Annotated in this window: 8 protein-coding genes and 2 pseudogenes; 8 read left to right on the top strand and 2 right to left on the bottom strand. The window is 60.0% G+C overall.

Features of this window, described 5'->3' with window-relative positions:
- The first annotated feature begins 14 nt into the window (after nt 1-14).
- Nucleotides 15-1,145, top strand: a complete 1,131-nt coding sequence (locus tag V1280_RS36585; protein WP_334535486.1) for a M24 family metallopeptidase — start codon at nt 15-17, stop codon at nt 1,143-1,145.
- Nucleotides 1,146-1,348: 203 nt separating this feature from the next.
- Here V1280_RS36585 and V1280_RS36590 read toward each other — a convergent pair.
- Both V1280_RS36590 and V1280_RS36595 read right to left on the bottom strand, forming a co-directional pair.
- A pseudogene (locus V1280_RS36590) lies at nt 1,349-1,531 on the bottom strand (catalase); the annotation flags it as partial.
- A 561-nt stretch (nt 1,532-2,092) separates the two neighbouring features.
- Nucleotides 2,093-3,145 carry a hypothetical protein gene (locus tag V1280_RS36595; RefSeq protein WP_334535487.1) on the bottom strand — a complete coding sequence of 351 codons (1,053 nt, stop codon included), beginning with the start codon at nt 3,143-3,145 and terminating at the stop codon, nt 2,093-2,095.
- Nucleotides 3,146-3,449: 304 nt separating this feature from the next.
- Between V1280_RS36595 and bamA the strand changes: the two genes are divergently transcribed.
- The 7 genes and pseudogenes from bamA (at nt 3,450) to V1280_RS36630 (ending at nt 14,496) form a co-directional block, all read left to right on the top strand.
- Complete coding sequence (gene bamA, locus V1280_RS36600) at nt 3,450-5,726, top strand: outer membrane protein assembly factor BamA (protein ID WP_334535488.1); 2,277 nt, start codon at nt 3,450-3,452, stop codon at nt 5,724-5,726.
- A 2,433-nt stretch (nt 5,727-8,159) separates the two neighbouring features.
- Nucleotides 8,160-9,113 carry a hydrogen peroxide-inducible genes activator gene (locus V1280_RS36605; protein ID WP_334535489.1) on the top strand — a complete coding sequence of 318 codons (954 nt, stop codon included), beginning with the start codon at nt 8,160-8,162 and terminating at the stop codon, nt 9,111-9,113.
- A 237-nt stretch (nt 9,114-9,350) separates the two neighbouring features.
- Nucleotides 9,351-9,854, top strand: coding sequence for a hypothetical protein (locus tag V1280_RS36610; RefSeq protein WP_334535490.1), 504 nt, complete (start codon nt 9,351-9,353; stop codon nt 9,852-9,854).
- 448 nt (nt 9,855-10,302) lie between these two features.
- A pseudogene (locus V1280_RS36615) lies at nt 10,303-11,540 on the top strand (molybdopterin-dependent oxidoreductase).
- A gap of 13 nt (nt 11,541-11,553) precedes the next feature.
- The gene (locus tag V1280_RS36620; RefSeq protein WP_334535491.1) at nt 11,554-11,886 is read left to right on the top strand and encodes a cytochrome c; all 333 of its coding nucleotides are present in this window, start codon (nt 11,554-11,556) and stop codon (nt 11,884-11,886) included.
- A gap of 72 nt (nt 11,887-11,958) precedes the next feature.
- A complete protein-coding gene (locus V1280_RS36625; RefSeq protein WP_334535492.1) occupies nt 11,959-12,450 on the top strand; it encodes a heme-binding protein in 492 nt (163 codons plus the stop codon).
- A 570-nt stretch (nt 12,451-13,020) separates the two neighbouring features.
- Entirely contained in the window at nt 13,021-14,496 is a 1,476-nt protein-coding gene (locus V1280_RS36630; RefSeq protein WP_334535493.1) for a multicopper oxidase family protein, read from the top strand.
- Nucleotides 14,497-14,931: the final 435 nt, after the last annotated feature.

Below are 14,931 nucleotides of genomic sequence, written 5' to 3' on the forward strand. Positions count from 1 at the left end.
CCAGGAGAACAAAAATGAAGGCCGCCGCCAAGGATTTCGTGCAGCTCGCTCGGCTGGAGAGGGAGATGGATGCGCAAGGATTGGATGCCATCGTCGCGCGCGCCGGCATCAATTTCACCTATCTTACCGGCTTCGCCTATCCAGGCACATTGGCGCGGCACCTCGATCTCGCGGACTCGCCGCGCGGCGTCTATCTGGTCTGGCCGCGGAAGGGAGAGCCGCGCATCGTCGTCAACGCGATCGCCAAGGATCTGCCGGAGCGCGATTCCTTTGTCGAGCATTTCGACGTCTATGAAGGTTACACCGAGCCGCCGATCGAGCGTCTCGCCAAGACCCTCGGCGATATGGGGCTCACCGATGGCAAGGTCGGATTCGAGACCAACTTCATCAGCGCGGCTGATTGGGAGGCGTTACGCAACAAGCTGCCGAAGATGCGCACATCAGATTGCGTCGCTGTAATGGATCATGTCCGGGCCGTGAAGACCAAGGCGGAGCTCGCGCGCTTCAAACTTGGGGCCGACATGCTCGACGATGCTTATCTTGCGTGTTTCCCGACCGTGCGGCCCGGCATGCGCGAGCGGGATCTGCACGCCGCGTTGATGGCCTATTGCCTCTCGCACGGGTCGGAATTTACCCACGGCATTCTCAATTCCTCGCGCAACACGATTTCCTATGGCGGCGAGAGCGATTTTGCCTTTGCCGCTGGCGACGCGATCCGGACCGACTATGTGACCTACGTGAAAGGCTATCCTGGCCACCAATCACGCTGTGCCGTGGTCGGCAAGCCGTCGGAGGAGCAGCGCCGCGAATACGCCGTCATCCGCGACATCTATCACGCCGCCAACGAACAGCTGGTGCCGGGAAAGACTGCGGGTGAGGTCTACCGCTTCGTCGTGGAGCGGTTCGCCGCCAAGGGCATGGTGTATAAGTCGATGCTTGCCGGTCATAGCGTTGGCGCGTGGTGGCATCAGCAGGAGCCGGTGATCTCGCGCGACAATCCGCGGCTGCTGGAAGAGGGTATGGTGATCGCGATGGAGCCCCACATCAACCATTGGCACATCCAGGATATGCTGTTGATCGGTCCGAACGGTCCGGAACTGATCTCAGACAAGTTCCCGACCGACGAGATTTTCTCGTGCGTATGAGGCTCCAAGCAGCAGGCCAGCAGTAATTCTTCACCGGCTGTGCAAGCCGGTGTCTCCCTCAACAAGCGTGTGTCAGCCTAGGGAAGTACGAGAAGGAAAAGAGGGTTGCGCAGGTGCTTACTGGCCACATGCTGTAGAGGCCTGGACACCTGAGGCGGTGAGCATGGCAGCCATACGCACGGGCCGCCGGGGTGAGGGATCGGGCCCTTGGCGTGTATGCGGCTCTCGGGAATCACTTGGCGTGCGAAATGGGGGAGCTTCTCGCTCGGCCACACGTCCTGCAACAGCGCCGGCCCGCGCGGCCCAGCGGTCCGGATGTTAAGATTGACCGTGACCGGCGCGCCGGCTGCATGCGCTGTCGGCGGACGTTTGGTATCATTGTTCATTCAATTCTCCTAGATTTAGGCCGTTTGGCTACAGACGCTCGTGCCATGCGTGACAGAGATATCGGCAAGAGCTGCCGCGGTTCACCAGCGCTACTCCGTTCGCAACATTGTCCGTTGACAGAATTGCACTGGCGAGAGGCCGGCGACGAACTGAAATGTATCCATTGGTTTCGCAATAACTTTGGCTCTCTTGCTGCGATTGCGCCGGCTTTGCGTCAATCGTCAGAAGTTGAGCTACGGCCGACGGGTTTATCGGACGCTCTATCGACTCTCCGGGCCCGAGGTCCGCGGCAGAATTGTAGTGGCGTTTCTCTGACGCCAAACTCGTCCCCAATTTCTGTAGAAGCGACTGCGTTGTTTCGGAGTTGTCACAGGTAGACATTTGCCAATTTCTGCCTGGCAAGAACGGCGCCTGCCGGTGCAGGCAGGACGAAATGAAAAGCGCAGGCACTGATCAGAACCATCCAGCGGCAGGGGCAAGAGATTGGACGGTTTCGTAATGTACGATATATTCGAGAGTGACCGTTCGTAAGGAGACGTTGAGTGATTGCGTCTTATCGATCACTGCTGCTTCTCCCAGAATTGCAACAAGCCTTGCGAGGCCGAGCCGCCGATCACGCACGGGATCCCAACCGCAACCTGCCCCAGCGCCGCCGCCGAAACACAGCCCAAGGCCACCGCGCCCACACCAAGCTGCCCCCAGAAGTCCAGGTCACGCCGGCTGTCCGAGCCTTTGATCTTGAGCTCATCGACAGCAGCCAAGGCATCCTTGCGCAACGCCCCTATTTCCACTGTATCGGCGGCCTCGACCACCTCTGCAAGGGGGCCCCTGATCGATGCCGGTTGCGTAACCAGTTCGCTGCGCAGATAGTCGCGCAAGCTGGCATCACGGATCGCATAGCTTGCCAGCGTATAGCGCGCGAGGCTGCCGACCGTCAGCTTGTCGACGGTGTCGCGGCCTTTGCTCCAGGGCAGCATCTGGATGATGCGCTGAACCGGCAGGTGAGACCCAGTCGCGAAATAATATCCCCATAAGGTGTCCAGCAGGTCTTGATTGCCGGCATACGTCAGGGTGGTGTTCAATTTCTTCTCATCTTTGGAAAAGGGATTTCGAGCGAACGCGCCCCGCAGCTTGTCGAGCATGCCGGGCTTTGCCTCTTCCAACGGAATCGCGGTCAAAATCGGCAGTTTACCGGAGAGATAGCCGTCGATCATCACGCTGCGCTCGGGTATCCGCGGCTCAAGCCGGCGCAATATGTTTCGCCAGTCGGGCAGTCCCGAATAGGCGATAGCGCGGACGATCACCCACTCATCTTCCGGCGGTATGGGAAAGAAACTTTCGATGAGCTGTTCGGCCCTTGCCGGATCGGAGCCGATCGCGCCCGCGATGAACCCGAGATAAATGCCGGAATTCTCCGGCTCCTTGAAGCTTTGCGAATGGAAGAGCACGCGCACGGCCGCTGGAATGTGGGCGTAGTCGGGTTTGGCGCGGTAGTTGTAGATCCACTGCTGGACCACGGCGAGCGAAGCGCGAGGATCGATGTCTAGCGTCTTCTCCGCGAGCGCCGGCTCAATCAGCATGAGCGAGGCGGCGATGAGAGCTGCAAAACGCATGTGATGCTCCTTGCGTTGGCGCATGCGGCCCGCGCAGCGCGAGCGTCTCGGTCCCAAAGCATGAGGCGACCATTACGACAATTCTGAGAATGCGTAGATTAAGGTGAGGCGTTGAAATTGTGGCACCCAGGGCCAATCCTGCCAGCAACTGACCTTGCGTAAGACATTCTTTTGCCCCGCGCGAGCAATTCGATCACGGCCAGTCGGCGAGAGCCGGTAGGACATAAAGACCAAACGCATCATGCAACATTGGCGATTGTCTCGGCCGCGCATGACGGGCTGGTGGGTTGCCCTCGCGGTCGGAATGGTCGCCGCGTCGGCGGCCGCAGCCGGGACCGCATTGTCGTTACAGGGCTCAATCACCGTTGAGGGCAATCAACGGATCGAAGCCGATACCATTCGCTCCTATTTTCATGCCGCGCCCGACCGGCGGTTCGACGAGGCTGCGCGCGACGCGGCATTGAAGGGGCTGGTCGCAACAGGACTGTTCGACAAGGTCTCGATCGAGCGCGTCGGCGAACGGCTGGCCGTGCACGTAACCGAAGCACCGGTGCTCGATCGCGTTGCCTTTGAAGGCAATAGGAAGGTAAAGGATGCTGATCTTGCCGCAGCGATAGAATCCAGGCCGCGCGGCAGCTTGCAACGTGCTTCGGTGCAAGCGGATGTCGGCCGCATCCTGGAGGCCTACCGGCACGTCGGACGTGACGATGTTCGTGTGACGCCGGAAATCATCGACCGCGGCAACGGTCGGGTCGACCTCGTCTATGGGATCACCGAAGGCGTCAAAACGCCAGTGCGGCAGATTAACTTCACGGGCAACCATGTTTTCGGCCAACGACAGCTCAGTGCCGTGATCAAGACGTCGGCCACAAACATGTTGAGCTTCCTGACCGGCGCGGACGCATATGATCCCGATCGCATAGCCCAGGACCAGGAGCAACTGCGGCTATTCTACCGCGGCAAGGGGTATGCCGATGCCAGTGTGCCATCGGCCCGAGCCGAATACGATCCCACAGCCAAAGGATTCGCAGTGACCTTCGTCATCGAGGAAGGATCGCTCTATCATTTCGGGGACGTCAGCGTCGTCTGCAACGTCCCGGGACTTGCCCCGGAAAGACTTCGCGGATTGCCATTGGCGCACACTGGCGCAGTGTTCGACGGCAACGCGCTCGACAAGAGCAGCGAGAATCTCGCAGTCGAGCTGGCGAGACTGGGCTACCCCTTTGCCCAAGCCGCGCCGCGCGTCACTCGCGTTGCTGCCGCGCAACGGATCGATGTCGCATTCGTGATCGATCAGGGACCGCGCACCTATGTCGAGCGCATCGAAATACATGGCAACGCGCGCACCCGTGATTACGTGATCCGGCGCGAATTCGATATCGCCGAAGGCGATGCCTACAACAAGACACTGATCGATCGTGCCGAGCGTCGACTGAAGAGCCTGAACTATTTCAAGACGGTCAAGATCTCGAACCGGCCGGGCTCTGCACCGGATCGCGTTGTCCTGGATGTTGAAGCCGTCGACGAGTCGACCGGCGACTTCAACATTTCCGGCGGGTACTCGACGACTGACGGCGCTCTTGTCCAGGTGAAGGCGAGCGATCGCAATTTCCATGGTACCGGAAACAATGTCCAGGCTTCGGTGACGTATGGGCAGTATGCACGCGGGATCGACCTGACGGCTTCAGAGCCCTATTTCCTCGGTACCAAGGTTTCGGCGGGGATCGAATTGTTCGGCCGGCAGACCGACGTGACCAGCTATCAGTCCTACAACAGCACCAGTTATGGCGGCACGTTTCAGATCGGTACGCCGATCACCGAGCAGCTTGGCGTGCAGTGGCGTTACTCGGTCTACAATCAGGATATTACGCTTGGCGCGACCAACTCAGGCTTGCCACCCTCATTGGCCATCCAACAGGCCGCGGCGTACGGTCCGGCTTGGGTTTCGTCGATCGGCAGCACGACAACATACAGTACGCTCGACGATGCCAAGAATCCGACCAGTGGAATCAAGTCGCAACTTAGCCAGGATCTTGCCGGCCTCGGCGGCGATGTCAAATTCCTGCGGACCGCCGAGGACGTGCGCTACTACCAGTCGCTCAGCAGCGACGTCGGCGGCCTGGTCCGCGCCCAAGGCGGGTACATCACCGGTTGGGGCGGACAGCAGGTGCCGCTGATGAACAGTTTCTTCGGCGGGCCTACCATGGTCCGCGGATTTGCGACCAATGGCTTCGGTCCGCGCGACCTAACGCCCGGCACCACGATGGACAATGTCGGCGGTAGCATGTACTGGGCGACGACGGCGGAGCTGCAAAGCGGAATCCCTGGCGTGCCAAACGAATACGGCCTCAGGGCGTCGGCCTTCGTCGATGCTGGCAGCGTCTTTGGCTATAGCGGCGCGAACACGGTCGGCGGAACCGCGTTACAGGTCGCCAACAAGAATGTCATCCGCTCGTCCGTCGGCGTCGGGCTGACCTGGGCCTCGCCATTCGGCTCGCTTACAGCGAGCTATGCCGTGTCGGTCACAAAGGCCGCCTATGACGTGGTTCAGCCCTTTGGCTTCACTGCTGGAGGATTCTGACGGGAATTGAATGCGGCCTCGCGCCTTGGTCAAATGCGTAAACTGATTGGCGGCGTCAATAATGGTGAGTGCCGACATTTCCGCAGGGATCAGCAGCTCCGGCAGATCGAGTTTATCATTTTATCGACCTTCGCATCTTCACGATTGATAGCGGGATTGGTGCCAAGCAGTGGTCCTTTCATGGGGGCCTCCGCCATGCGATGAAAGCGCTGTGCCCGATGAGTGGTGCTGGGTGTGGCGGGCTGGTGCCGTAGGCGCCCCCCGTCATCGACATAGGCGACATCCTATGCCGTGCCCTCCCATACGCCGCGGGCAAACGCCGCGGTGGTCGATATGGCAACGTAAGAGCGATGCAGGGAACGGAAAGCTTTTCCATGCCGAAACTCCATCGTTAGCGCCGTTCGGAACGCGGCTCTGATGGAAATTCGATTGCGTGAGCCCTCGACAATGCCGCAGCCGTGATCCTCTGCGGGCTGGTGCTGCCCTGCGATTCATTAGCCGGGCCCACCTTGTTGAGGATGCCAGCCACGCCGACGACTGCGATGATCACGTTACAATCGCGAGCAGAACGTTGCCACGAACGTGGATCTTATGTTGTGGCTAATTGGTTGCTCGATGTACGTGGCCTCGATGTAGATCCGCAATCCGGCCGAGCCAACAAAAATTGAGTGTTAGTCTGCGTATTCTGCGGGGTGCTCATTGGCTTCAAACAAAATTGACTGATCGTGAAGGCTGCTACGAGCTGGCGCCTCGCGTGCGCGGGCTCGCGATACGCGCCCGATATGGCAGCGCAGCAGCTTTCGTCACGGCTGTTCGCGCCAAGTGGTTTAAAAGCAAATTTAGTGGCCGGTCCATGGATCGTCGCTATTTTCTGATTACCGCAGGAAGTCACTCGATGATCCGATTTCGAGCGCTACGAAAATTTCGTGTTGACGACGAAGAGAGACGAGCCATTCGCAAACGAGGACCGAACGATGAGGATGAACTATTTTCTGGCAGCACTGCTACTCGTCGCCCCACTAGCTACGCCGGCCACCATTCAAGCGCGAACGCACGAAGGCCAGGCGCGAGCGCGCGAAGGCGGCATTCCCCCTCAGGCATTCGAAACCGTGGGGCGCGAGGTTGCGGCTCCGCCTTGGAGCGCTGCTTGTATGACCGACCACGGCCCAAGCCAATGCGACGAGCCTATGTGGGTCTACGGGAGCCCCGACTATGTCGCACGGTTCAAAGATGCATTCTGACATGGACGGACAGCTGTGAGCGGCCCATCTGTCGGATGCTATGCGCGCAGGAAAATCCGTCGCCATTGTTGCCCAAATGTCATCGGCATGAGCAGCTTGTGATAAACGGAGCTGCCGAATACTTCACCGAAAAGGAAGATCAGCCGCCGTTTCTCAAGGCCCTATCGGCGTGCATGGAGCGCGGTACGACCACAACGTTCGCGCAATCTTGCTTGGGATGGATCGGCGAAGGCTACGGACATCGGAACTGATCGATAGACCTTGTTCCCATAGGTCCTGGTAGGAGAAGCGGTCGAAGGCAGTCAAAATCTGCATTCGAGGCTCGAACTCGCGCTGATAGGTGGTCTTCTCTAGGTATTTGATTTCTGCGGCTTGGGCGCTCCCAACGTCGATGAACCAGGACCGTGGTCTGCCGTCGGCACCGTCGCTCGAGCAATGGCCGCGCCGCTTGAGCTCGTCCTTGAGTTCGAAGGGCGAGTGCTTGGTCCAGTCCGGATCGTCTTGCGTCGAGCCCGCTCCGGGCAATCGGTGGCCGATTGAAGATTGAACCAGCTGAACGCGTCGATGAGCCGACCCATCCGGCTGTCGAACAAATAGGTGAGCCTGAGCATGCCAAGCTCGACGATCTTGCCACGGGCTCGATCGAGACCGCGTCCTCGGGGTCCAGACCGATCGTTAGTTCGACACACTCTCTTGATGGCTACGGGGCAGGATTCGGCTTGGGTCGCGCCAGATCGCCGAGCACACCGGTCTGCAAGCACCAGACTCGTTTACCGCTTCATGAGTCCACAATCCACAACTCGGCAGCAATGTAGATGGTTGGTGCAACGCGCATCCCGTTCGCGAACGCGATGAGCCTGGCGGCGGCCTGATCTCGACTATGGCGATGGACTTGCATATTCGGCGCCCGCCCAGTCAAGCTTGATATCATTGGCGCGGATGACCGCGCTCCAGCGATCGCTTTCCTCGCGAATATGCTTCGTGAACTCTTCCAGCGTGCTCGCGGCCGCATGTTGACGATGTTTCACAGTGCTTCACCGGATGGTGAGATGTTCGCAAGCGATTGATTTATAGGCACCGGACCATGGAAGGGTCAGCTGCTGGTTCTTATGTCGTGTGTGTGCGCGGAGGGCCCGCCCTTCTTTGCCATTGGTCCAATGGATAAAGATCCACAGCTTCATTGAATATGCCGATGGCTATCCTGCCCAGTCTTCAACAGCTCCGCTTTCTGTGTGCCGTTGCCGAGCAATGCCATTTCGGCCGCGCTGCGGAAAGCTGTGCCGTCACGCAATCGACGTTGAGCGGAGGAATCAAGGAACTCGAGGCACGGCTGGGCATAGCGCTGTTTGAGCGCTGCCATCGCCGCGTGATGCTGACGCCCTTGGGAAAAGAGATCGCGACGCGTGCCCAGCGTCTCCTGGTCGACGCCGAAGAACTGGTCGGGTTGGCTCGCAACGCGCAGGAGCCATTGTCCGGGCCGCTCCGGTTCGGGGTAATCCCGACAGTCGGGCCGTATGTTCTGCCCTCGCTGCTGTCGCATCTGGGCACCGCGCTGCCGAATCTCAAGCTGTACGTGCGGGAGGCACCGACTGCGGTGCTGCTGGACAAGCTCGCTGGAGGAGAGCTCGACATTTTGTTGGTGGCAATTCCTTATGACCTTGGGGACGTCGAGCGGATGGAAATCGTGCAAGATCCAATCGTCGTAGCGATGCCGCGCAACCATCCTCTTTGCCATCACAAGGCGGTGAGCCGTGATGACCTTGCGCACGAGCAGTTGCTCCTGATCGAGGATGGACATTGCCTGCGCAGCCATTCACTGCAGGCATGCCGGATCGCGGATCCGGTTCGCAATGAGGTCTTCCAAGCGACTAGCCTGCGAATGCTTGTCCAGATGGTGGCCGCTGAACTTGGTGTCACGCTAATGCCCCAGATTGCGGTGGATTCAGAACTTGCTTCAACTCGCAATGTTGTGCTTCGGCCGCTTTCTCCAGACAAGCCGTTCCGGACCTTGGTCTTGGCTTGGCGGCCGACATCCTCGCGTAGCGTCGAATTCAGGATGCTCGGGAATCTAATCCGAAAGTGTCTGAATGTTACCAAGAGGGCATTTGCATCTGACCGGGACACTGAAGCATTAACAGCGCGCTAAGCCGCGCGTCAGTAGCCGCCCATGACGGCAACGCCTGTCAGGAGCGTCGGTCCGTATCCTCGAACCTGCGCGACTGATCAGCATCATCCATTTCTGCGCTGATGACAGTGCCATCGGCTGCTCCGATTACTGCCTTCGAAAGTTCCCGTTAGCTATTCGGAGTCGCGCGACCACATGAGGGCTGGGGCGAAAAGCACGATGATCACTGATGGTTCTGCGCGTCGAAAGGAAAGATTCATGACTGGACAAAAGACGATGATGGTATTGGCAATTGCCCTCCTTGCCGGCTCTCTGCTCGCGACGGGTGCACAGGCGCGCGGTGGTGGCGGTGGAGGTGGAGGCGGAGGCGGAGGCGGAGGTGGACATGGTGGCGGCGGCTTTGCCGGTGGCGGTGGCTTCCACGGAGGAGGCATGGGCGGCTTTGGCGGCGGCGGCTTCCATAGTGGCGCTTTCGCCGGAGGACTTTACGGATTTGGCCCCGGACCCATGGTTCGCGGATCCAACAATGGCGGTATCCATGGTTTTGGCCCCGGTCCCGTCGTTCGAGGATTTAATGGCCGCGACTACGGGCACCACCACTACGGCTACTGGCCGTATGGCTCCTGGGACGATTACGCTTACGACTATCCGTACTACACTTACGACGATTCTTACTACGATGACGGCAGTTGCCACGTTCTTCGGCGGCGGGTGCATACTGCGCATGGCTGGCGTCTGCAACCCCGCAAGATATGCGGTTGATCGACCGTCGCTTATCGATGTTGTTCGTGGTCTGAAACGTCAATCGACTGCCTAAGCGTCGATTGCCATGAGAAGACCTCAGCGCGGTCCCGCGCTGAGGTCAGTTTTTAGCGGCAGGTGGATACTTCGTCGCCGCGACCCGACACATCTCCGCAATCACGTAGCCGAGCTCGCGCGCGCAAGTTCAAGATTAGAGTTTTCACGAACGTTTTCCGGGCATCCGTTCAGCAGTCGTCGCCGAACACTCAAGCGTGATGAGCATAGTGCGCGTTCCTTCCTACATCCGGAAAATGAGGCGCTTGGCTTGCGTTCATGGCAGACGAAAAACCGTGCGGCAGGCGGGCCCTGCATGCAGTGCGAACACTCCGGCCGGCTGAAGTTGTGCGTCAAGTCTGACGCCACGCATCAGGTTCGGCCCTACCACAAGGGCAAAGGTCAGGAGCAGCTGATGCAGGATCACGGCGTGCGACCATCGGGGCTGACGCGACGGCGCGTGCTGGCTGGAATGGGGATTGCGAGCCTGGCACTAATGTCCTCGTCGGCGTTAGCGCAAGAGACGGTCGATCTGCGCGTGCCTGGCGGTCCGAGCACGCGGGTAATCACTACATCCTATCCGCAAAAGGGCCGAATGATCTTGCAGCGTACGAGTCCGCCATGGCTTGAGACGCCCTTCGAAGTCTTCGACAAGGGCGTATTCACCCCAAACGACCAGCACTATGTTAGCTGGCACTGGGCGAATTTTCCAGGCGACATCGATGTGGATAGCTTTCGTCTGACGGTGCGCGGCCAGGTCAAACAGACCCTCTCGTTGTCGCTCAGGGATATTTTAGAGGGATTGCCAAGATTCGACATCGCCGCGGTCAACCAATGCGCAGGCAATTCGCGCATATACGCTGTCCCACGCGTCGCCGGAGCTCAATGGGCAGATGGTTCGATGAGCAACGCGATCTGGACGGGGGTACGTCTCAAGGATGTGCTTGACCGGGCGGGTGTAAAGGCCGGCGCCATTCAGGTCCGCTTCGGCGGCCTCGATGAGCCGGTGATGGAGGGTGCACCGAAGTTTTTGAGTCGCTCACCATCGATCACGCTCGCGACGGCGAGGTGATGATCGCTTTCGCCATGAACGGCGAGCAGCTTCCCTTGCTGAACGGATTTCCGCTGCGGCTAGTTGTGCCCGGTTGGTGCGGAGTCTACTGGATCAAGATGTTGAACGACATCGAAGTGCTCGATCAGCCCGACACCAATTACTGGACGGCGACTGGCTATCGCGTGCCCGAGACGCCGCACAACAACGTCAAGCCTGGCGAGACCGGTTTCAACTTGGTGCCGGTGACCCGCAATGTTCCGCGGTCGTTCATCACCAACATCCGTAACGGCGACGGCCTGCCGGCGGGGGCGCCGGTTTCGGCGCGGGGTATCGCCTTCGGCGGCGATTGCGGCGTTGCCCGCGTCGACTTCTCGATCGATGGCGGCACGAGCTGGCAGCCCACCCAACTCGGTGCCGACCTGGGGAAATACGGCTTTCGGCAATGGCAGACGCAATTTACGCTGCCTGCTCGCGGCGCGCACACCCTGATGGTTCGTTGCAGCAACATCAAAAACGAGGCGCAGCCCGATTTCAAGATCTGGAATCCGGCCGGCTACATCTACAATACTGTTGAAACGACCCATGTGGTCGCGGCCTGAGGAGGAATCAGGAATGCTCCGTGCTATTCTGGCGATGGCCACTGGTCTCGGTCTCGTTCTGTTGTCACATCCCGGCCACGCTGCAACGATCACCACGTTGAAGTCGCTCAAGCTGGATGTCCCCACCAGCGACGCGATGTTTCCCGCCGGTCTTGGATCTGATGCGATCAACAACAACTGTCTCGCCTGCCACTCTGCCGACCACGTGCTGAATCAGCCCTCGTTGTCCAGGGAAGCCTGGCAAGAAGTCGTCAACAAGATGTTCAGGGCCTACAAGGCTCCGATCAGCCCTGACGACGCCAAGGCGATTGTTGATTATCTCGTTCGTACCAAAGGCACTTCATAGGTCTGGCAACGCAAGCCCTCAGCGATAGTGCCCTCGCGCCGCTGAACTCTAACCGGTCGGAGTCAGCTCGCAATGACGAAACTTGGAATCAGCGTTGGTATCTTGGCGACGGTCCTCTGCTTGTCAGTTCGGGCCCAAACCATCGACATAATAGCTCTCGATCAAGACGGAGCCCAAACGATCCTGCAAGCAGCGAAGGAGCGCGCGCAGCAGCGCAGTGCGCCCTCAGCAATTGCAGTGGTCGATCCTGCCGGGGATTTGCTTTCTTTCCAGCGGATGGATGGCGTTCGCCCAGCAAGTGCGGACCTCGCCATCGAGAAGGCACGAACGGCGGCGCGGCTACAACGGTCGACGGCAGAGATCGAGGATAGCATAGACCAGGGCCGCACGGCCTTCGTCACTGCCGGCATCCCGGTGCTGCGCGGCGGCATGCCGATCCGTGTCAATGGCGCAGTCGTGGGCGCAGTAGGTATCGCCGGCCTGAGCAAGGAGACTGACGCCGAAATCGCGAACACCGCAGCGGCGGCGCTGAGTCCCTCACCGAGGACGGGTCAGCGTAGGTGATTGGAATGACTGTTCGTGTGGCCCCTGTCGGCGTGGAAGACGATGCGCTCGTGAGTTAGAGCGTGTGCCGCCGAATGAGCTGCGACGCTCGGATAGGTCGCAACGGTCGAGATGGTCGATCCTAGAACCAGGGATGCGTTTTTCAACCAAATGGGCGGGAAGAATCAACCTCGAATACGCGAGCGCGTAGTCAGGCGCTCCGGAGACCTGCGTCTTGTCGATCGATCTGATGTCGTCGAAAATCGAGCTATCGACAAGCAGGAACATGCCAATGATGGTGCGGTGCTCGAGCAATGGGACGGTATACGGCGTTGAACCATCTGGCGACTTCCGCGATTACGAACGAGTTCGCCTACAACCGCTTTGCGCCGGGTCCGTTTGGGCTACGGGCGGAGATGGGGGCGATGGCGACAATTACGCTGCCCGCACGAGCTGAACGTGTGACCTTCGCCTTCGGAGGGCAAGGCCAAGCGGCCCTTCTCGGCAGACTGGCGGGCCATACGAGAGGCTCATCCGCTATGTGTGGGGTCTCGACTAGTGTCCGAACGTGAACGAAATGGGTAAGCTGCAATGAAAGAGAATGAAAGGCCCACGGGCCTGACCCGCCGGCAGATCCTTGCGTCCGGCGTTGCCATCGCCGGCACGATCTTCCTGACGAAAGAGCGGGCTGCTGCCGCGACCGAGCCCCACGCCGCCGGGTTTCGCCTTACTGCGGGCACCAGAACTCTCGCCGTCAACGGCAAACCGGCCCGAGTCTTCGGCCTCGTCGGGCCGAACGGAAACCCTGGCATCACGCTCTCGCCAGGCGAGCGCTTTCACGTCGATCTTGCTAATCAGGCGGGTACATCCACCCTTGTACACTGGCACGGCCAGTTGCCACCCTGGAGGCAGGACGGCTTTCCCTGGCCGCAATCGCCGCCTATCCCTGAGGGCGAGATCCGCTCCTATGATTACGTGCCGATCGCCGGCACGTACTGGATGCACTCCCATCAGGGCATGCAGGAACAGAACCTGATGACGGCGCCGCTGATCGTGCGCAGCCCCGAGGACATGCGCGCCGACCGGCAGGAGGTGGTGTTGATGCTGCATGATTTCAGCTTCCAAATGCCGGACGAGTTGCTCGCCGGACTTACCAAGTCCAACGGCGGTCAGAGCGCGATGCCGATGGGCAACAGCATGAACATGGATTCGGGGAGCATGGACGCCATGAACTCGGAGACTATGGGAGCCATTAACATGGGGCCCGGCCCCGCGATGGACCTGAACGACATCGACTATGACGCGTTCCTCGCCAATGACCGCACGTTCTCCGATCCGGAGGTCATCCGCACCGAACCGCGCGGTCGCGTGCGGCTGCGGTTGATCAACGGTGCGTCAGCGACGCAGTTCTGGATCGATCTCGGTGCGCTCAGCGGCACCGTCGTCGCTGTCGACGGCCATCCTGTTCGACCGGCGCGCGGCAGCCGTCTCCCGCTTGCCATGGCGCAGCGGCTTGACGTGCTGATTGATCTTCCGGGGAACGGTGCCTATCCAATCTTCGCCCAGGTCGAGGGCAAGCGGGCACGCACGGGAATCGTCCTTGTAGCGTCTGGCGCGGTGGTGTCGCGCCTCGCTGCGGAGGCCGGAGAAAATGCGCCGCCGGTCGATCTCTCGCTTGAACGTCGCCTCGAAGCGGTCATCCCGCTGGCGTCCCGCGCGTCCGACGTGACGCACCGCGTGACCCTCGCCTGGTCCATAAATGGCGAATACTGGCCCAACGTAACCCCGCTGTTGATCGCCCACGGTCAGCGTGTGGCGATCGAAATGGTGAATCACACGATGATGGCGCATCCGATGCATCTGCACGGCCACGCCTTCCAGGTGGTTGCGATAAACGGTGCCCAACTCGCAGGTGCCGTGCGCGACACCGTCCTGGTGCCGCCGATGGGCAGCGTCACCATCGCCTTCGACGCAGACAATCCCGGCCGTTGGGCGTTTCACTGCCACAACCTGTACCACATGATGACAGGCATGATGACCGAGGTTCGCTACCCCGCGATCATCTGACGCTACACGTCCCATGAACGGTCAACTGAGAGATACGGCCACAAGCAATCCAAGCAAGCCGGCCGCGGAAAGCAGTGCCGCAGCACTCCTTGATTCTTGAGTCGGCAAACGGCCATCTATTCGACGCGAGCATCAATCGGGCCGATGTCCGAGTTGGGTGTGCGCCGTGGAAAGGCGGCGCTTTCCAGTGGGTGCGAGGCCCACCCGGCAACCGCTCCAGCCGGAAGCAACCGGAGCAGTCATGGAGGAGACGAAATGGCTGAAGCCTTCGGTTAGCGTGTCACGAATTGGTGATAGCGCGAGTGTGCAGGCCGCAACGCGAGTGAACGCCTCGCAAGCCTCGAAAAGGACAATGCGCAGGCCGACCCGACAACCCTTTCGGGGAAGGCTGATACGGTTGGGTGAGCAGAGCGAAAAATACGCCCAGCCGCTGCG

Source organism: Bradyrhizobium sp. AZCC 2230 (assembly GCF_036924495.1).
GTDB lineage: Bacteria > Pseudomonadota > Alphaproteobacteria > Rhizobiales > Xanthobacteraceae > Bradyrhizobium > Bradyrhizobium rifense.